This window comes from Gracilibacillus sp. JCM 18966, from assembly GCF_055392695.1.
Genome location: NZ_AP043883.1, coordinates 57,527 through 76,571, shown reverse-complemented (window position 1 = coordinate 76,571; position 19,045 = coordinate 57,527). Strand labels below are relative to the sequence as shown.

At 38.3% G+C, this 19,045-nt stretch carries 18 protein-coding genes; 16 read left to right on the top strand and 2 right to left on the bottom strand.

The features are described 5' to 3' along the window. Positions 1 to 131 precede the first annotated feature (131 nt). The 14 genes from ACZ5N5_RS00440 to ACZ5N5_RS00375 all read left to right on the top strand — a co-directional run bounded on the left by ACZ5N5_RS00440 (position 132) and on the right by ACZ5N5_RS00375 (position 12,542). Entirely contained in the window at positions 132 to 611 is a 480-nt protein-coding gene (locus ACZ5N5_RS00440) for a DUF6323 family protein (protein ID WP_054860959.1), read from the top strand. Then, the gene (locus tag ACZ5N5_RS00435) at positions 602 to 2,038 is read left to right on the top strand and encodes a DUF6179 domain-containing protein (RefSeq protein WP_109985202.1); all 1,437 of its coding nucleotides are present in this window, start codon (positions 602 to 604) and stop codon (positions 2,036 to 2,038) included. Before ACZ5N5_RS00440 ends, ACZ5N5_RS00435 begins: the two co-directional genes overlap by 10 nt. 32 nt (positions 2,039 to 2,070) lie before the next feature. Next, a complete protein-coding gene (locus ACZ5N5_RS00430; protein WP_109985203.1) occupies positions 2,071 to 3,456 on the top strand; it encodes an MATE family efflux transporter in 1,386 nt (461 codons plus the stop codon). Between the two features lie 131 nt (positions 3,457 to 3,587). After that, complete coding sequence (locus ACZ5N5_RS00425) at positions 3,588 to 4,415, top strand: class I SAM-dependent methyltransferase (RefSeq protein ID WP_464373054.1); 828 nt, start codon at positions 3,588 to 3,590, stop codon at positions 4,413 to 4,415. 129 nt (positions 4,416 to 4,544) lie between these two features. After that, on the top strand, positions 4,545 to 5,459 hold the full coding sequence (rfbA, locus tag ACZ5N5_RS00420; protein ID WP_109985204.1) for a glucose-1-phosphate thymidylyltransferase RfbA: 915 nt from the start codon (positions 4,545 to 4,547) through the stop codon (positions 5,457 to 5,459). A gap of 13 nt (positions 5,460 to 5,472) precedes the next feature. Further along, entirely contained in the window at positions 5,473 to 6,432 is a 960-nt protein-coding gene (rfbB, locus tag ACZ5N5_RS00415) for a dTDP-glucose 4,6-dehydratase (RefSeq protein ID WP_464373053.1), read from the top strand. A gap of 418 nt (positions 6,433 to 6,850) precedes the next feature. Continuing rightward, positions 6,851 to 7,384, top strand: a complete 534-nt coding sequence (gene loaP / locus ACZ5N5_RS00410) for an antiterminator LoaP (RefSeq protein WP_109985212.1) — start codon at positions 6,851 to 6,853, stop codon at positions 7,382 to 7,384. 17 nt (positions 7,385 to 7,401) lie between these two features. Beyond that, positions 7,402 to 8,010, top strand: a complete 609-nt coding sequence (gene fapR, locus ACZ5N5_RS00405) for a transcription factor FapR (RefSeq protein ID WP_464373806.1) — start codon at positions 7,402 to 7,404, stop codon at positions 8,008 to 8,010. Between the two features lie 325 nt (positions 8,011 to 8,335). Next, a complete protein-coding gene (locus ACZ5N5_RS00400; RefSeq protein WP_109985207.1) occupies positions 8,336 to 8,827 on the top strand; it encodes an RNA polymerase sigma factor in 492 nt (163 codons plus the stop codon). After that, positions 8,820 to 9,407: a hypothetical protein gene (locus ACZ5N5_RS00395; protein WP_464373052.1), complete on the top strand. Its 588-nt coding sequence runs from the start codon at positions 8,820 to 8,822 to the stop codon at positions 9,405 to 9,407. The genes ACZ5N5_RS00400 and ACZ5N5_RS00395 overlap by 8 nt, the downstream gene beginning before the upstream one ends. After that, entirely contained in the window at positions 9,404 to 10,147 is a 744-nt protein-coding gene (locus ACZ5N5_RS00390) for a YfjL-like protein (protein ID WP_464367773.1), read from the top strand. The genes ACZ5N5_RS00395 and ACZ5N5_RS00390 overlap by 4 nt, the downstream gene beginning before the upstream one ends. A 23-nt stretch (positions 10,148 to 10,170) precedes the next feature. Beyond that, the gene (locus tag ACZ5N5_RS00385) at positions 10,171 to 10,545 is read left to right on the top strand and encodes a VOC family protein (protein WP_277679345.1); all 375 of its coding nucleotides are present in this window, start codon (positions 10,171 to 10,173) and stop codon (positions 10,543 to 10,545) included. A 60-nt stretch (positions 10,546 to 10,605) separates the two neighbouring features. Then, a complete protein-coding gene (locus ACZ5N5_RS00380; protein ID WP_464373051.1) occupies positions 10,606 to 11,547 on the top strand; it encodes a hypothetical protein in 942 nt (313 codons plus the stop codon). 92 nt (positions 11,548 to 11,639) lie between these two features. Next, a complete protein-coding gene (locus ACZ5N5_RS00375) occupies positions 11,640 to 12,542 on the top strand; it encodes a nuclease-related domain-containing protein (RefSeq protein ID WP_464373050.1) in 903 nt (300 codons plus the stop codon). Between the two features lie 27 nt (positions 12,543 to 12,569). On the opposite strand, the gene ACZ5N5_RS00370 is transcribed toward ACZ5N5_RS00375, so the two are convergent. Further along, positions 12,570 to 13,544 carry an electron transfer flavoprotein subunit alpha/FixB family protein gene (locus tag ACZ5N5_RS00370; protein WP_054789124.1) on the bottom strand — a complete coding sequence of 325 codons (975 nt, stop codon included), beginning with the start codon at positions 13,542 to 13,544 and terminating at the stop codon, positions 12,570 to 12,572. Between the two features lie 15 nt (positions 13,545 to 13,559). Further along, entirely contained in the window at positions 13,560 to 14,327 is a 768-nt protein-coding gene (locus tag ACZ5N5_RS00365; protein ID WP_109983836.1) for an electron transfer flavoprotein subunit beta/FixA family protein, read from the bottom strand. Positions 14,328 to 14,494: 167 nt separating this feature from the next. Between ACZ5N5_RS00365 and ACZ5N5_RS00360 the strand changes: the two genes are divergently transcribed. Together ACZ5N5_RS00360 and ACZ5N5_RS00355 are read left to right on the top strand one after the other, a co-directional pair. After that, positions 14,495 to 16,615, top strand: a complete 2,121-nt coding sequence (locus ACZ5N5_RS00360) for a (Fe-S)-binding protein (protein ID WP_464373805.1) — start codon at positions 14,495 to 14,497, stop codon at positions 16,613 to 16,615. 22 nt (positions 16,616 to 16,637) lie between these two features. Beyond that, positions 16,638 to 19,034 carry a 3-hydroxyacyl-CoA dehydrogenase/enoyl-CoA hydratase family protein gene (locus tag ACZ5N5_RS00355; RefSeq protein ID WP_464373049.1) on the top strand — a complete coding sequence of 799 codons (2,397 nt, stop codon included), beginning with the start codon at positions 16,638 to 16,640 and terminating at the stop codon, positions 19,032 to 19,034. Positions 19,035 to 19,045 lie beyond the last annotated feature (11 nt).

Genomic DNA, 19,045 nt, shown 5'->3' with positions numbered 1-19,045 from the left:
CCTATTGACATATGTAAACAAATGGGATAAATTCATAATACAATACATTAAAATGCTCCACTATAATCATATCATATTTTAATGTAAAAGTCAACACATTTTTTAGAAGTTTATAGAAAGGAAGAAAGGCTATGGATTTATCCCGTTTTTTGAATTCCGTCCAACTATCTCCTCAGTCGAAAACAATGACGGAATTACTCGATTTAAATAAAAAAATTAAAGAACACGGCCTTGTTCTTACACCAAATGATGTCAAAACACTGATTACCTCTAGAAATAAAGTCCTTCATGACTATGCACGAGTCGAATTAAGCACCGAAGTGTTAAAGGAATTAATTGAAGTATTTGCTGCCTCGCCTTATATGAACCAGGAACATTATGTGGAGACACTAAACGATCTTCAGGAGATTTTTTATCATCTTAGAAATGAAACGGAAGATAAGATCGGGGATGTGAAACTTATTCATCAGATGATGGAGGATTTTAATGGACCCTGTGCTGGATCGGTAGAGCTATTAAGAAGTAGAATGGAGCAACTCGCAGAAAATTTCAGAAGGGATTTGTTAAGTAATGAGTCCTCCTTTGAAGGTGATGATAAAACATGGAATTAGATAACTCGCAAGATGGTAAACGCTCCATTTCTAATATTAAGATTGATCGTTCACAGTTAACGCGAAATCAATATACCATGTCTCTTTTATATGAAGGACAGCGGGTGGGGCTTATTACAGGTCAGAAGGTTTACCAGATACAGATAGAGATTATGCAGATCCTGCAGCAATTAATACGGAAGCATACCCAAGGGGAAAGTACTTCCGTGACATCGGATAAAGCACAAGGGATTATGGTTTCTCTGATGTATGCCATGGATGCCTATACCCTTCATTTTAACGAACCAGAAGAGGCTATTTCTCATTTAAATACCGACAGTGTAAAAAAAATACATGAAAAAGGCCTAGAATTACTTAGTCAGTATTTTGAACAGTCCAAACAGCTGTATCGAGAGGTAGTAGAGATGCAACTAGATGTCCCAGTGGATGCTTATAATATGACCATCGATGAATCCTTACCTGTTTTTATGAACCATTATGATATTGTTTTTGAAGCCCAAAATACGATGGCAAGTATTGACTATCCTCTAGCCATTGATGATATGCGACTTCAAGGTGTTTTTTATATGAAACAGTATCTAGAACGATTGCTAATGGAGACAAAATTTTGTCATCTATTTAGTCATTCAGATTTAATGTATGTGTTGAAAAATTTCGGAAAAAAACACCGCTTTAACTATCAGATTGAGCTTTTTAATATCTTTGAATTAATCATAAACAATGCTGTATTCTCACTGCTTGCCGGAGGAAAGGCTAATGAGGTTAGAATTTCTGATTTTCAATATGAACAGTTGAACCGAATGTTTACAACATGTGATGCGGATCAAAGGATCAGGTTAATTCATGAAGCATTTAGCAGATTACAGGAGGAGCTTCAAACGGATCAAGCACTTAACCATTATATCGATTTGTATCGCGATGAATTAATTCAAAGGGTAAACAACGCAACCGAGATTGGTAATTTTGAAATGCTGATTATTCGAGAAGAGGAAGAACGCGAAAAACCAATGGTACTAATGTTAAATGAGAATGATCGTATGAGTGATATGAAAATGCGAGAATTGGTAGATCAGATCATGGAAAGCGACAATCTGGAAGAAAAAGTTCGAATCATTCGGGATCATTTCGTTTCTCTCCATGATTATTTAGACTTACTAAATTCGGGGAGCTTATTTGGTGACGAATATGATGCGCTTTTTGCTACATTCGGAGATATTGAATTGGCTATTTTTGCTAAAATTGTCTTTTATGAAGAATTACGAGGGGATGATCGTGAGTTTCTAGACATTGTTGCTGACGGTACAGAAGCAAGTGAGGAGTGGGAGGAAAAATATATGGAGTTTATGCAACAGTTGGATGAGGCCCGGATGAAGGAGGTAGGACGCCTAATTTACGATATTGATTATGAAGAAATATCATTTTATTGAAATAAAAAATTTTTAAAAAACGGGGGAGAAATATGGACAAAACAAAAGCTATGCTTGAGGAAAATACAGTTAAGTTACTCTTTACTTATTCATTACCTGTGATTATCGGTTTATTTGTTGGTGCCTCCTATAATATCGTTGATAGGATTTTTATTGGTAATGGGGTGGGTGACATTGGGATGGCCGGCATTGCTGTAGCCTTTCCAGTGATGATGACGATTATGGCCTTCTCCAATCTTATAGGTACAGGTGCAACCGCACTGACTTCTATTCGCCTAGGAGAGGAAAATAATGAAGAAGCCGAGCGAGTAATGGGGAATGCATTAACTCTTTTAATTTCGGTTTCCGTAGTATTCACGGTTCTCTGCTGGATTTTTTTGGAGCCCGTTCTAACAGCGTTTGGTGCAAATGAAGAAATATTGACACCTGCAGCAGATTATACGCGCATAATCCTCATAGCCAGTATTTTTATGATCGTGGGATCGGGCATGAATAATTTTCTCAGGGCTGATGGTAATCCCAAAAAATCGATGCTCACTTTGTTGATTGGTTCTATACTTAATGTCATTTTAGCTCCTATCTTTATTTTTGGCTTTGATTGGGGAATGGAAGGTGCAGCTCTGGCAACAGCAATTTCTCAATTGATATCCTTCATTTGGGTAATGTCTCACTTTTTTACAGGTAAAAGTGTATTAAAAATTCGTGTAAAAAACCTTCGGCTTAGCGGAACTTTGGTCGGGCGAATCTTTGCTTTGGGAGTAGGATCCTTTATTACACAGATGGCGACCAGCGTGCAGATGATTGTGTTGAATAATGTCCTGTTAAAGTATGGTGGAAGTACGGCAATTGCAGGAATGAATGTCGTTAATGCAGTACAAACCTTTATTATGCTCCCGATTTGGGGTATTAGCATGGGAATTCAGCCAATTATTGGCTATAATTTCGGGGCTAAGAACTATAAAAGAGTTAAAAGTATGCTAGTTTCGGCATTTGCATTATCCACCGTTTTTGCCGTGTTTGCTTCTCTTTTTATTTATTTTATGCCAGAAAGCCTAGTTTCTATATTTAACCAGAATGAAGAATTAGTTGAATTCGGTGGTCGTGCGATGGTGATTTTCCTGCTCTTTACTCCACTCATCGGTTTACAAATTATCGGGGCGGGGTATTTTCAAGCATTAGGTAAGGCCAAACAATCCATTTTTCTCAGCTTAGTCCGACAAGTGGTGATCCTAATCCCTGCGTTACTAATTCTACCACAATTTTTAGGTATCCAAGGAGTATTCATTTCTGGACCGATTTCAGATTTTTGCTCAGCAGTTGTTTCTGTGGCATTTGTTGCCTTCAGCTTAAAGCGACTACAAAATGAGATGGATCAAGAATTATCCCCAAGTCAAACATCAACATCCCACTCCCAATGATAGTGAACATTCAAAACTTTCAAGCAACTAATCTTTCTGGATGATAGTAAGATTAAATATATCTTTTTTGCATCTATTAGCATCTCTTGAAAGGGGGGAAGGCAGGAATATCCCATTTTCCTGCTAGAAAAATGATGAATTCGTCGGGTTCTTATCAGATTGCTTCTATAGCTAATGATGTTCAAGGTGAAATAAAACGGTTAAAGGCGCAGGTTAATTTATTTTGGGATAATGAATGGAGGCACTATCAAGAGCATGGATTGGCAAACGCAACAACGATTATTGAGTTAGGTTCTGGTCCAGGCTTTTTGATAGAGAAGCTATTAAACCATATCCCACAAGCAAATGTAACTGGACTAGAGATTGACCCCTTGTTAGCCAATTATGCCAAAGATTATTTAAGGGAAAATAACCAAAAAAAATGGCAAGTTCATGAAGGTAATATTATGCAAACAGGAATGGAGGATAACAGCTATGATGTTGCCATTACTCGCTTGGTGTTGGAACATTTACCCGAACCGATAAAAGCGGTTCAGGAGATATACCGTATATTGAAGCCAGGCGGAAAGTTAATGGTAGTGGATAATGATTTTGAAATGCATATTATGACCTACCCTCCTGTTCCGGGTTTAAGGGAGTTATATGATGCCTACTGTCAGGCAAGATTTGCAGAAGGAGGCAATCCTAAAATTGGAAGGGAATTGCCGATCCTTTTAAAAGATGGTGGGTTCTCCAATGTACAGTTTGATATTGTCAATGCTCATAGCAGTTTATTAGGGGATGAAATGTTCTTTCAATCAGAAGGTGTAGGTATTCCATATAAGTTAATGAAGGATGGTTTTTTATCCAGTAAAGATCTTGCAAAGGTTTCCGTTGGCTGGAGAAAGATGGTGCAAGATAAGCATCATGCCATTGTCCGCCAATTGTGCCTAGCCGTTGGTGAAAAACCGGTGGAATAGTTTAGCCGGGTAAGAAATTCTTACCCGGGAAATAATTTGCGTGAGCCCACCGATATTTCAACATTTAAGATGCAATGTTCATTGGTTACACTAAAAAATATTTAGGGATAGAAAAGGTTGGTATATCAAATGAAAGGAATTATATTAGCTGGTGGCAGTGGGACAAGACTTTATCCATTAACCAAATCCATTTCTAAGCAGTTACTTCCAGTATATGATAAACCTATGATCTATTACCCTTTATCAGTACTGATGTTAGCTGGAATTCGTGAGATTCTTATCATATCTACTCCTAAAGACATACCTAGATTCGAACAACTCTTCGGGAACGGCTCACATCTTGGAATTAATCTTTCTTATGCCGTACAGGATTCTCCTAATGGAATTGCACAAGCCTTTTTAATTGGGGAAAAATTTATTAACAATGATCATGTAGCATTAATATTAGGAGATAATATTTTTTATGGACATGGCTTTACTAAAATACTAGAAAGAATTTCTTTAAAACAAATGGGAGCGACGATTTTCGGATATTATGTCAGTGATCCTAATAGATTTGGTGTGGTTGAATTTAATAATGATGGTACTGTTCTGTCTATTGAAGAGAAGCCACCCTATCCTAAGTCAAACTATGCTGTAACTGGATTGTACTTTTATGATAACCAAGTCGTTGATATCGCTAAAACCCTCCAACCATCCAAAAGAGGGGAGTTAGAAATTACAGATGTGAATAAGGTATATTTAGAGTCCAATCAATTGACGGTCGAGCTATTAGGACGAGGATTTGCATGGTTAGATACGGGAACTCATGAATCATTAATAGAAGCATCATTGTTTATACAAACGATTGAAAAACGTCAGAGTTTAAAAGTTGCATGTATAGAAGAAATCTCTTTTCGAAAAGGATACATATCTAGGGACAAACTACTTAAATTAGCCATTCCTTTAGAAAAAAGTGAGTATGGAAAATATCTAATTCGGTTAGCCGAATATCATGAACCGTTTGCTAAAGCTAATATAGATGAAAGTATTCTAGAATTTTAATGGAGGAAAAATAGTGAAAGTATTAGTTACTGGTGGAGCAGGTTTTATTGGCAGTAATTTTTTAAATTATATGTCCAGTGAGCATCCTGATGATAAATTTATTATTCTAGATGCAATGACATATGCTGGAAACCATAAGCATTTAATTAATTTTAGAAAAAATCCAAATTTTCATTTCGTGAAAGGTAGTATAACGGATAGAGCTCTACTAGAAGATATATTCAAAATGGGCATTGATAGGATTGTAAATTTTGCTGCGGAATCTCATGTTGATCGAAGTATTCTCGATCCTGATATTTTTGTAAAAACGAATATCCTAGGTACTCAAATATTACTAGATACGGCAAAAAAATACGCAGTAGAACGATTTCTACAGATTTCAACAGATGAGGTATATGGTTCATTGGGAGAGACTGGGTTATTTACGGAAGAGACTCCATTGGCCCCAAGTAGCCCATACTCTGCAAGTAAAGCAGGCAGCGATTTGCTCGTAATTTCTTATTATCAAACTTATGGTTTACCTGTTACTATTATTCGTTGTTCCAATAATTACGGCCCTTATCAATTTCCAGAAAAATTAATTCCATTGGTTATTATGAATGCATTGAATCATAAACCTTTGCCGATTTATGGGGATGGTCTTAACGTACGTGATTGGTTATATGTGGAAGATCATTGTCGGGCTATCGATTTGGTTATGCAAAAGGGTAAAGTTGGATCTGTTTATAATGTTGGTGGTAACAACGAAAAGACCAATTTACAAATCGTAAAAATGATTTTGGCTGAATTAGAAAAACCGGAATCATTAATCACTTTTGTAAAAGATCGTCCAGGTCATGATCGCCGGTATGGAATTGATGCAACCAAAATTAAAAAATTGGGCTGGCAACCCCAATATACTCTCGAATTTGGTCTAAAGAAAACAATAAAATGGTATGTAGAAAATCAAGGCTGGGTGCAAGAGAATATGTAAGAAAAAAGAAAAAATCTAAGTACAATTTGATGTTTGTATAATAAAAAAGTGTAAAATTTATCAAAAAAAGGAGGAAATCGTAAATTGATGTAGAAATAGTCTTATAAGTAAAAAACTCCAAGTGATTTTTTCAGTTATATTAATGGGAAAGATATCGATGAATAGCATTTCCAGTAAATAAAAAACTCTCTTCTAAGTTACTTCATAAATGATTCCACTATTTAAAAGTTAAGCATGATTCCAGTTTTTAAGAACTTCAATTCTCTAATAAATAACACAATAATTATTTAAAGATCTCCCAAGTGGGAAGAGACAAAAGCATCATTCAATTCAAAAAAGATGTTTTACTCACGTTTATTGCATTTCAAAATGCCCAGAGCGTGAGATTTAAATATAAACAAAAGAGAGGTAGTTTATGATGGATTGGTATGCGCTTTTTGTAGAGTCTGGAAAGGAAGAAGAGGTTCAAAAAAATCTTAAATTAAATTTTGATAACACCATACTGGATTCGGTCATTCCTAAAAGGAAGATTCCTGAGAGGAGATCAGGTAAGGTCTATCATGTAAAAAGATACTTATTCCCCGGTTATGTTCTAGTAAAAACTAATATGAATTCTTATATCTACCACAAAATTAAAAAGATACCTAACTTTTATAGACTTGTAAACAGGGGCGGATATTATTCGAAAAATACGGGAGAAACGTTTACTAAGATAGATGAGGAAGAAATTATTCCTTTATTAAAGCTACTTAGTAAAGATGACATCATTGACTTTTCAAAAGTATATATTGAAAATTCAAAAGTATTGGTTAAATCTGGTCCTCTAAAAGGAATGGAAGGTATTATTAGGAAGATAGATAAACGTAAAAATAGAGCGAAAATATTATTAAATTTTATGGGAAGAGAGAAAACAATAGATGTAGGAATCGAAGTTCTCTCCAACCAGAAGTAATGCAAAAGGTGTGTGACATGATGGGGAAAAAAGAGAAACGACAAGCATTGCTAAAACAACTAATTTCGGAGACTCCGTTTATAAAGGATAAGGATATAGCAAAAAAACTTAACGTAAGTATACAAACCATAAGATTAGACCGACTTGAGTTATCTATTCCAGGATTAAGAGACCGCATAAAAGATATTGCCTATCATAATCTCAAGGAAGAGATTCGATCATTACCTATTGAAGAAGTAATCGGAGAGATTATTGATTTAGAACTGGAGAAATCTGCAGTATCTATTTTAGAAATAGAAGAAAAGAAACATGTGTTTAGTCGTAATCAGATTGTTCGAGGACATTACCTGTTTGCACAAGCTAATTCATTAGCGATAGCAGTTATAAATGATGAATTGGCTTTAACATCGAAGGCTAACATCCATTTTCTAAAACAGGTTAAACAAAATGAAATGATTATTGCGAAAGCGAAAGTAAAAGGCACAGATTTGGAAAAACGTCGTACAACGGTAGAAGTTGAAAGTTTCGTAAGGGACGAAATAGTATTTTCTTGTGAATTTGAAATTTACAGATCTAACTTGATTGGTTTAAAGGGTGAAGATAGAAAGGTAACTTCATTAATTTAATAGCAAAATAGAACGTAGTTTCACGGAATGGATGCTTATATTATATTTAAAACCTTTTAACAATAAAATTGACGAGGTGTTTTATACCCCTGACCACCGTATCTAATCCAAGCACACAAATAATTAAATATTATGATCCAAGTATTGGACAAGGTATTAAGCCTTGTCTTTTTTACGTTTAGGAAACTAATATAGAAATGTCCAAAGTAATAATATCCAATCAAAAAAATACTTTTTTTGTAACAAACACTCTTTTCGTGTTACTAATCATATGAACAGATAAAAACAGGCTTAACTGTTAGGATCTAAGAGAAGGGGAAGCGTTATGAAACTAGAGGAACTTTACAAAGAGGTGTATCCGAGAATTTATGCCTTCTTTTATGTGAAAACAGTTAATAAACAAATAGCTGAAGACCTGACCCAAGAGGTTTTTTATCAAGCGATTAAAAAGTTTCATACGTTTTCCTATGAGTCTACCTTAGATACTTGGCTCTTTGCGATTGCCAAAAATCGGTTAAGAAATTTTTATCGAAGCAAAAGGTATCAGAATCTTCTTCTAGAAAAGCTCCCCAAAGAGGAACGTAACCCGATTTCTCCTGAGGAACAACTGTTGGAAAAGGAAAAACAAAAAACGTTGAATGAGGCTATTAATCAATTAGAAGATGTCCCCAAAGAAATTGTTATGTTACGAGTTTATGGTGAATTGTCTTTTAAGGAAATTGCAACATTAGTCAATAAGAGTGAAAACCATACGCGGATTATTTTCCATCGAGCTAAGTTAATAATTCAAAAAGAATTGGATGATCAAAATGGATAAACATGTTGGACATATAGTAGAAGATCTCCTTCCTCTATATCAGGAAGGGTTGTTGAGTGATGCGACTAAGGAATGGATAGAAGAACAAATGGAGAAAAATGAAGAGCTTCAAAAACTTGCAAAAGTACTTCAGAATCCTTTAGAAAAAGAAGAGATCCCTGAGACATCGGAGTCTGATCGGGATAAGATGTTCAAAAAGATTAATCGAAGACTTTCCCTATACCAAATTATTTTCGTTGGACTTTCTTTCCTATTAGCGATTAAAACAGCATTAATAAACGATAGTTTTGGCTTCATTCTCTGGTATACTATACTAGGTCTATTGATTTATCTCTTTTATTCCGATATGAAAATGGTCTTTCTTTTTTCATTTATTCCGATTTTTATTTGGTCTGTAATAGAAGGGATTTCCGCTTATTTGGCCGGTCAAATCGATGCTGAATTTTCCATGTTAATGTATGGATTTGATGTACTCCAAGCGTCAGTTATGGTATCCGCTATACATTATTTGTTCGCATTAATTGGAAGTGTCATTGGACTTTTATTTAAAAAGCTGAAAAAAAAGGAGGACATCTTATGAATAAAAAGAAGCTATTCTTCGTTGTGCTTCTTGTGGTGATAATCGGATTTGTGCTTTTTTTATACAATGCGTTTAATGGAAATCCAATAAGCAAATATATCTCTAAAGAGGTTTTAGAAGACTATTTGGAAGAAACCTATTTCGACCAAGAGCTTCAAATTAAAGAAGGATTTTATAATTTTAAATTCAGTGAATATCAATATTCCGTCATTGAGGTTGGTTCTACAGACGAAAAAGGCAATGTAAAGCAATATGAATTTAAGGTCAGAGGCTTTTTCAATCCAACCGTCAGCTGGGATGGCATCTATTATGAAAATTTAGACCAAGAAATGGCGAATCGTTTAAGTAAACAGGCACATCAGGAAATTTCCCCACTGCTTTCGGAGAAAATGGACACAATTCATCTTGTGGAAATCCAATTGGAAGTATTAAAAGGAAAATTTGAAGATGATGTCAAATGGAGTAAGGAACTAGCACTAGACAAACCGATGGAAATTTTTGTACAACTAGATTCAACGGAACAAACAAAAGAAGATTTTCTTTCGGCAGCTAGAAAGGTAAAAAATATTCTCGATGAACAAGGTTATGAATATGAATCTGTATTATATAATGGAAGTGGATTTGATATGGAAGGATTGAAGGCAGAGACGCATGGTTATTTGAAATATTCGTTGAGGGTTGAAAAAGGTGGAGTACTGGATATGGGAGATGTTGAAGAACATAATAAGGAAATCTGGTAGTTTTTAAGAAAGGAAATCCCAAAATGAAACTAAGACTGGAATTATTCGTGAGGAATATAGAGAAGTCCATCGAATTTTATCATAATGTGCTAGGTTTTAGCTTGCCAGAAGATAGGAATAAAAATTACCTACCTGTAAGGAAAGGGGATGTGGTGCTAGGAATAAGTGAAATGGAAAATTTGCCGGGATGTCATCCCCTGAAAGCTCGTAGGGGACAGCCATTTGGTTTAGGCGTAGAAATCGTTTTAGAAGTAGAAGAAGTGAAAGATATTTATCAAAAAGTAGTCACAAGTGGGCATCCCATCGAAACGGAACTGACAAGTAGGCCATGGGGGCTGGATGATTTTAGAATTATCGATCCAGACGGATATTATCTAAGAATTTCTTCTAAGAGCTAAAATTCAAAAAGGCATTTAAAACCTCGCCTAAGTACCAAAAATAAAAATAATGAGTCTCATTTGGCACTTAAACCCCGCCTAAGTACCAAAAATAAAAATAATGAGTCTCATTTGGCACTTAAACCTCGCCTAAGTACCAAAAATAAAAATAATGAGTCTCATTTGGCACTTAAACCTCGCCTAAGTACCAAAAATAAAAATAATGAGTCTCATTTGGCACTTAAACCTCGCCTAAGTACCGAAAATAAAAATAATGAGTCTCATTTGGCACTTAAACCTCGCCTAAGTATCAAAAATAAAAATAATGAGTCTCACTTGGCATTTAAACCTCGCCTAAGTACCAAAAATAAAAATAATGAGTCTCACTTGGCATTTAAACCTCGCCTAAGTACCAAAAATAAAAATAATGAGTCTCACTTGGCACTTAAACCTCGCCTAAGTACCAAAAATAAAAATAATGAGTCTCATTTGGCACTTAAACCTTGCCTAAGTACCGAAAATAAAAATAATGAGTCTCATTTGGCACTTAAACCTCGCCTAAGTACCAAAAATAAAAATAATGAGTCTCATTTGGCACTTAAACCTCGCCTAAGTACCGAAAATAAAAATAATGAGTCTCATTTGGCACTTAAACCTCGCCTAAGTATCAAAAATAAAAATAATGAGTCTCACTTGGCATTTAAACCTCGCCTAAGTACCAAAAATAAAAATAATGAGTCTCATTTGGCACTTAAACCTCGCCTAAGTACCGAAAATAAAAATAATGAGTCTCATTTGGCACTTAAACCTCGCCTAAGTATCAAAAATAAAAATAATGAGTCTCACTTGGCATTTAAACCTCGCCTAAGTACCAAAAATAAAAATAATGAGTCTCACTTGGCATTTAAACCTCGCCTAAGTACCAAAAATAAAAATAATGAGTCTCATTTGGCACTTAAACCTCGCCTAAGTACCAAAAATAAAAATAATGAGTCTCATTTGGCACTTAAAACCCGGCCCTAAGCGCCAAAATGAACTCTCATGCCCTTCATTTCGCACTTATTCTTATCTCAGCTAATTTATGTTATCATATGTCATAAAAGGAGGTATACCTGATGATTGCAAAACCTAGAAAAAAACCTAATGAATTAATCGCTTACGAGTATTTGTCTAAACGCAAGCCACTAACCGAAGAAGAGAAAAAACGGTACCGAAGTTTAGCGAAAGGTTTTGAGGGGGAGGTGATGTTTGATACATACTTGGATAAGCTAAAGGGAGAGCATATCATCTTAAAAGACTTATTCCTACACCATAGTAAATATTGTCAAATCGATACTATTTTATTGAAAAACGGAAAGATCTTCTTGTTTGAGATAAAAAACTTCCAAGGGGAATATTATTGGCATGAGGATAAATTATGGCTGGTAAACGATGTGGAAATCGATAATCCGATAGCGCAGCGTGATCGAGCGCATTCCATACTCCGCCGCTTACTTCAGTCATTAAACATAAATCTTCCCTTACTATCCTATGTCATATTTGTAAACCCCGAGTGTTCCATCTTTCAAGCTCCACTAGATAAACAATTGATCTTACCAACACAAATCAAACGCTTTATCATGCATTTTCCAGCCACTGCTAAAATCACCTCTCAGGAAAAACAAGCTTCGGAAAAACTTCTAACAAATCACATCGAGCAACCTCCATTTAACCCATTTCCAACCTATCCATATGAAGAATTACAGAAAGGGATTCCTTGTGATCAGTGTGGTGAAATGAATACACATCCAAAAAAACAAAGCATCGAATGTCGATTATGTAATTATATCGAAAAAGGTAGTGATGCGATTATAAGAGTTTGTAAGGAGCATCAATTTCTCTTCCCTGAACGAAAAATAACTTCATCGGCTATTTATCATTGGTGTGGTAAATTGGTATCCAAGAGACGGATTTTTCGAATATTAGAACAGTATTATGACAAGAGAGGAGAGCATCGCTGGATCTATTTTGAAAAATAAAGAAGGGTCTCAGGGAGACACCTTCTATTAATCTACCACCTTTTTAAATTCCTCCGTTAGTAAAGGTACGACCTCAAACAGGTCTCCGACAATGCCATAATCAGCAATTTGGAAGATTGGGGCTTCCGGATCTTTGTTAATGGCAACAATAATCTTCGACTGACTCATTCCAGCGACGTGTTGTATCGCACCACTAATCCCGCAGGCAATGTAGACCTCTGGTGTAACAACTTTGCCGGTTTGCCCAATTTGCAAGGAATAGTCACAATAATCAGCATCACAAGCCCCCCTTGAGGCACCGACTGCTCCACCGAGGACATCGGCTAGCTCATCTAAAGGCTTAAAGCCCTCCGCACTTTTCACTCCGCGCCCGCCTGAGACAACAATTTTAGCTTCTGATAAATCGACTTTTCCAGATGTTTTTCGGACGACGTCTTTGATCACTGTTCGTAAAGATGCTGGCTTAGCGTATTCGATCTGTTCCATTTCCGCTTTTTCTCCCCTTAAATCAGCTGCTGGAATATTATTTGGTCGAATGGTGACCACCCAAGGAGAGCTTTGGAAAACCTTTTTCTCAAAGGCTTTTCCCGCATAGATTGGCCGGGTGAACACCACATGATCGTCGAGGTTCTCGATGCTAGTTACATCTGAAATTTGTCCGGCATCAAGCTTTGCTGAAATTTTCGGAGCGAGATCACGGCCGATCGCTGTATGTCCAAAAATGATACCGTCTGGATTCGAGATATCGATCACTTGTTTTAATGCATTCGAATAGGATTCTGGATTGTACTGCTCTAAATCTGGGTGGTCGATCACGTATATTTTTTCACAGGCCACATAGGAAAGTGATTCTATTAAGTCTTCTACTTGATGCCCAATCAAGGCAATATGGAGCTTATCGTTATTTGTTGAGGACAATCTTGCTGCCTGCATTGCTTCATAGGTGACCTGACGCAATGCTCCATCGAGGTGTTCCGCAACGACTAGAATGGTTTTACTCATAGGAATGCCTCCTTATTATAATAGTTTTGTCTCATGACGCAGTTTTTCCACAATCTCTTTCACCTGCTCAGCCGTATCGCCCTTTAGAATTTGCCCTGCTTCTTTCTGGGGAGGGAGAGAAAGTGCTATTCTCTCTGTTTTTGGAGCTAGCTCGGTTTCGTCTATATCAAGATCATCCAAAGTTAATTGCTTAAAAGGTTTCCTCTTCGCTTTCATAATGCCGGGGAGGCTAGGGTAACGTGGTTCATTTAACCCTTGCTGTGCAGTGAAAACAGCAGGAAGTGTTACTTCCACTTGTTCGAGGTCACCTTCTGCATCCCGATCTGCTATCGCTTTGTCATCACGAATATCGAGCTTCGTAATCGAGCCGACATGTGGGATGTCTAAGAGCTGTGCTAATCGAATGGCGACTTGACCAGCGCCATTATCAACGGAAAAATAACCCCCTAGAATCAAATCAACCTTTTGGCTGCCTAAGTAGGAAGCTAATACCTTGGATACAGTATTTTCGTCTGAGCAAATTCTTTCATCCGCTATTAATATGGCTTCATCGGCTCCCATTGCCAAAGCGGTACGGAGGGATTCTGATGTCCGCTCAGGACCTACCGCAATAACAAAAACGTTCCCTCCAAGCTCCTCTCTTTTTTGAATCGCTTCTTCCACGGCGTATTCATCATATGGATTGATGACATATTGCACACCGTCTTCGGTAACTTGACCATCTTCTATGATAATTTTTTCCTCGGTGTCAAAGGTTTGTTTCAGGATCACATAAATATCCATTCATCATTCTCCTTTCCAACACAAATGGTTAGCATTTTCTTCTAAACAGGTTCATATCCATATTTGTATGAGAGCCTTTACATTTTCATGTGTGTTTCTTGCAATGAAAAAATGGTCCAAAAACTCCATGTATCAGGAAGGGAGCGATCATTGTGGCTTGGCAATGGATGCAATTTCTAGCATTTCTTTTCGTAACTGGTTACGGCTTGTATTTGTTTGGAAAAGTCGTCTATCATCGCTACATTTATATGAAGCTAGGAAAGCAGGTGGAAATAGAAAAAAAGCTAGATGAACGCTTAAAGACGCTCGTCTTGCAAGTATTTGGTCAAACGAAATTGTTAAAGGACAAAAAAAGCGGGATCATGCATGTGATTATTTTCTATGGGTTTATCATTCTACAGTTTGGTGCCTTGGATATCATTGTGAAAGGTCTAGGGGCTGATAGACTTCCGGTTCCAGGCTATCACGTCTTTAACCTCTTTCAGGAAATGACGGTTTTTCTCATTTTTCTTGCCGTTGGCTATGCTGCCTATCGCCGTTATGGGGAGAAGCTATCGCGGTTAAAAAGAGGAAAGAAGCCTAGTATCGTGATTTATTTCATTTTTTCCTTAATGTTATCTATTTTACTCACACTAGGGTTGGAGCGGGTGATTCATGATCTGGCCTTTTCTTGGTATGCTCCGATTTCCTCGGTGATTGCAGCAGGATTCATGTCACTGAATGAGATCACTGCAATTATTCTCTATTACACGTTTTGGTGGGCACATTTGTTGATTTTACTCGCGTTTTTAGTGTATGTTCCGCAGTCGAAACATTTTCATCTGATGGTTGCTCCGATTAATATTTTTTTCAGGCGAACAGAGCCAGTTGGCCAATTGAGAAGCCTTGACTTGGAGGATGAAAATGCCGAATCGTTTGGTGTGGGAAAAATAGAAGATTTCACCCAGCAGCAAATGCTCGACTTCTATTCCTGTGTGGAATGTGGGCGCTGTACGGATGCGTGTCCTGCTTCTAATACGGGCAAGGTTCTTTCCCCAATGCACCTTATTGCAAAAATGCGAGACCACCTTACAGAAAAGGGTGCAGCCATTACCTCAAAGTCTCCTTGGGTACCAAAGCTTTCCTATGGAATACACAGTTTCCAAGAGGTGGATGGAGTACAGGCCGAGTGGGGAAAAGGAACAACGATTCAACCGACGATGACGCTCCAAGAGCAGATGTGGTCGACAACAGATAGGAAGGTAGAGGAGCTAAATCTTGTTGGTGATGTGATGACAGAGGAGGAGATTTGGGCATGTACGACCTGTCGGAATTGTGAGGATCAATGTCCAGTCGGCAATGAACATGTGGATAAAATCGTGGACTTGCGGAGACATTTGCTTCTTATGGAAGGACGGGTTCCTCATGAAGGCCAGCGTGCGATGCAAAACATTGAACGCCAAGGGAATCCATGGGGAATTAATCGAAAAGATCGGGCGAAGTGGACCGAAGATATTGAGGGGATTCCGGTGCCGACAGTAAAGGAAAACCCTGATTTTGATGTGCTTTACTTTGTCGGTTCGATGGGATCTTACGATAATCGTAGCCGCAAAGTGTCTAAAGCATTGGTAAGATTGCTACATGAAGCAGGTGTCAACTTTGCGATTCTCGGAAATGAGGAGAAAAACTCTGGAGATACGCCAAGAAGAATGGGTAATGAATTACTTTTCCAAGAGCTGTGCATGGAAAATATCGCGACATTGCAGAAATACCAGGTGAAAAAAATCGTGACTGCCTGTCCGCATACATTTAATACACTGAAAAATGAATACCCTGAGTTTGGCTTAGAAGGGGTGGAGATCCTTCATCATACCGAGCTTCTCGATCAGCTAGTGAAAGAGGGCCGGTTAACACCAATGTATGAATTGAACGAACGGATTACGTATCATGATTCCTGCTATCTCGGGCGCTACAACAATGTGTATGAACAGCCTCGAAATATTCTCCGTTCGATTAAAGGAGTGGAGTTAGTGGAGATGGATCGTAGCCGGGAGAATGGCATGTGCTGTGGCGCTGGAGGCGGGATGATGTGGATGGAGGAAACGGCCGGAAAGCGGGTGAATATCGCTCGTACGGAGCAGGCGCTTGACGTGAATCCAACGGTGATTAGTAGTGCATGTCCGTATTGCCTAACCATGCTTGATGATGGCACGAAGGCAATGGAGGTAGAGGAGCAGGTGGAGGCAAAGGATATTGCCGAAATCTTAGCGCAAGCTGTCTTTGGCGAGTCTAGCAAACTTACAGGATGATCTAGAACAGGAGGGTAATCGTATGGAAAGACAAATTCGACGTGCAGCTGTAATCGGTTCGGGTGTTATGGGAGCGAGTATTGCCGCCCACTTAGCAAACGTGGGGATTCCTTGTCTCTTGCTCGATATCGTTCCTAGTCAATTGACAGACGAGGAGAAAAAAAAGGGACTGACTCTAGATAGTAGCGAAGTCCATAATCGTTTAGCGGTAAATGCAATAAAAAAACTGAAAAAAAATAAGCCAGCCCCGCTGTATGATGAGGATTTGGCATCACTTATAACCCCTGGCAATATCGAGGATGATCTGGAACGAATAAAGGAAGTCGATTGGGTGGTGGAGGTGATTGTCGAAAATCTTTCCATCAAGAAGCAGCTGTTTGAGCGTGTGGAAAAAGTGTGGGAAAAAGGGATAATTGTTAGCTCCAACACATCGGGCATTTCCATCAATGCAATGGTCGACGGGCGTAGTACGGAATTTAAACAGCATTTTCTAGGCACACATTTTTTTAATCCACCTCGTTATATGAAGCTATTAGAAATTATTCCAGGTGATGAGACACTAACAGAAATCGTTGATGTGATGCGTCCATTTTGTGAGAATAAGCTCGGCAAAGGTGTCGTGATCGCAAAGGATACCCCGAACTTTATCGCTAACCGAATCGGAGCATACAGTATGCATGTCACCCTAAATGAAATGCTAGCAAAGGGTTATACGATTGAGGAGATCGATGCATGTACTGGACCGGCAATCGGGCGTCCGAAAAGTGCGACATTTCGAACATTAGACATAGTAGGACTCGATACGTTTGTGCATATTGCTAACAATATGTATGAAAAAGTAAGCGATGAAGCAGAGAAAAAGGTGTTTAAGGTCCCGGAAATTTTACAGCAGATGGTTGATAAAGGTTGGATTGGTGAAAAGGCAGAGCAGGGCTTTTATAAAAAGGTGAAGAACGAAAAAGGGAAGAAGATTCTCTCTCTTAATGTTCAAACAATGGAATATGAACCACAAAAGAAAATAGCCGGGGCATCCTTGGAAGCTGCCAAAATGGCAAAAGGAGCGAAGCAGAAGCTTAGAGCGCTCTTTAGTACAGAGGATCGTTACGCGGAACTAGCCTGGAATACGCTAAAAGAAGTCCTCCTTTATTCTGCCGAAAAGGTAGGAGAAATTGCCGATTCGATCGTGGAAATTGATGAAGCAATGAAATGGGGCTTTAATTGGGAGCTTGGTCCATTTGAGACATGGGATGCAATTGGATTGGAAAAATCAGTCCATCGGATGGAAAAAGAAGGATCAAGTGTTCCGCAATGGGTGAAAGATTGGATTGAGGCAGGGAATACATCCTTTTACAAAAGGAAGGAAGGTACGACATATTTCGTTTCAAATGATGCTTACAAACAGCTAGAGCCAAACCCTAAAGTGATCTCCCTACGTACACTAAAAGAGCAGAACAAGGTAATAAAAGCGAATAGCGGAGCAAGTCTGATCGATCTGGAAGATGGAATCGCATGTCTTGAATTTCATTCCCCCAACAATGCGATCGGTGCAGATATTTTAATGATGATTGAAGAAAGCATCAAGGAAGTCCGTAGCAATTACGATGGGCTCGTTATTGCCAATCAAGGAAGGAATTTTTGTGTCGGTGCCAACTTAATGATGCTCTTAATGGAAGCACAGGACGAAGAGTGGGACGAAGTCGAGCATATTATCCGCTTGTTCCAGAATACGATGTATCACTTAAAGCGGTTTGAAAAGCCGGTTATTGCAGCCCCACATCGTATGACTTTAGGTGGAGGAGTGGAGGTTTGTCTGCCTGCCGATCGGGTTGTTGCTTCAGCCGAAACTTACTACGGATTAGTCGAAGCTGGTGTTGGCTTAATTCCAGCAGGCGGAGGGTGTAAGGAGCTGATCTCTCGTCTTAGCCTCACTGTTACGAATCCAGAGGTGGATTTACAACCATATGTCAATAAAATTTTTGAAACGCTCGGTATGGCAAAGGTATCAACAAGTGCTCTCGATGCGAAAAAGCTAGGCTATTTGCGTGAGCAGGATACTGTTGTTGTCCATCAGGATCATCTTCTATTCGAAGCAAAGCAAGCTGCCCTAAGATTGGTTCAAGAGGACAATGCCACGAAGCCAGAAGAGGATATTCGTGTCGTCGGTAGTGAAGGGAAGGCATTGATGCAGCTAGGTGCTTATCAAATGAAACTGGCAGGTTATATCAGTGACCATGACCAGTTAATTGCCAATAAATTGGCCCACGTATTAGCGGGAGGGGATGTTCCAGCAGGGACGCGAGTGAGTGAACAATATATGCTTGATCTCGAGCGGGAAGCCTTTTTAAGCTTGTGCGGGGAGCCGAAAACTAGGCAGCGCATGCAGTATATGTTAAGTAAAGGGAAGCCATTACGTAATTAATTTTAGAAATG

Bases quoted from the DNA above. Each gene is read 5' to 3' on its own strand.
- ACZ5N5_RS00425 (WP_464373054.1), top strand. From the start codon at position 3,588: ATGATGAATTCGTCGGGTTCTTATCAGATTGCTTCTATAGCTAATGAT.
- rfbA (WP_109985204.1), top strand. From the start codon at position 4,545: ATGAAAGGAATTATATTAGCTGGTGGCAGTGGGACAAGACTTTATCCA.
- ACZ5N5_RS00385 (WP_277679345.1), top strand. From the start codon at position 10,171: ATGAAACTAAGACTGGAATTATTCGTGAGGAATATAGAGAAGTCCATC.
- loaP (WP_109985212.1), top strand. From the start codon at position 6,851: ATGGATTGGTATGCGCTTTTTGTAGAGTCTGGAAAGGAAGAAGAGGTT.
- ACZ5N5_RS00435 (WP_109985202.1), top strand. From the start codon at position 602: ATGGAATTAGATAACTCGCAAGATGGTAAACGCTCCATTTCTAATATT.
- ACZ5N5_RS00395 (WP_464373052.1), top strand. From the start codon at position 8,820: ATGGATAAACATGTTGGACATATAGTAGAAGATCTCCTTCCTCTATAT.
- ACZ5N5_RS00440 (WP_054860959.1), top strand. From the start codon at position 132: ATGGATTTATCCCGTTTTTTGAATTCCGTCCAACTATCTCCTCAGTCG.
- ACZ5N5_RS00370 (WP_054789124.1), bottom strand. From the start codon at position 13,544: ATGAGTAAAACCATTCTAGTCGTTGCGGAACACCTCGATGGAGCATTG.
- fapR (WP_464373806.1), top strand. From the start codon at position 7,402: ATGATGGGGAAAAAAGAGAAACGACAAGCATTGCTAAAACAACTAATT.
- ACZ5N5_RS00375 (WP_464373050.1), top strand. From the start codon at position 11,640: ATGATTGCAAAACCTAGAAAAAAACCTAATGAATTAATCGCTTACGAG.
- ACZ5N5_RS00400 (WP_109985207.1), top strand. From the start codon at position 8,336: ATGAAACTAGAGGAACTTTACAAAGAGGTGTATCCGAGAATTTATGCC.
- ACZ5N5_RS00430 (WP_109985203.1), top strand. From the start codon at position 2,071: ATGGACAAAACAAAAGCTATGCTTGAGGAAAATACAGTTAAGTTACTC.
- ACZ5N5_RS00390 (WP_464367773.1), top strand. From the start codon at position 9,404: ATGAATAAAAAGAAGCTATTCTTCGTTGTGCTTCTTGTGGTGATAATC.
- ACZ5N5_RS00360 (WP_464373805.1), top strand. From the start codon at position 14,495: ATGCAATTTCTAGCATTTCTTTTCGTAACTGGTTACGGCTTGTATTTG.
- ACZ5N5_RS00365 (WP_109983836.1), bottom strand. From the start codon at position 14,327: ATGGATATTTATGTGATCCTGAAACAAACCTTTGACACCGAGGAAAAA.
- ACZ5N5_RS00355 (WP_464373049.1), top strand. From the start codon at position 16,638: ATGGAAAGACAAATTCGACGTGCAGCTGTAATCGGTTCGGGTGTTATG.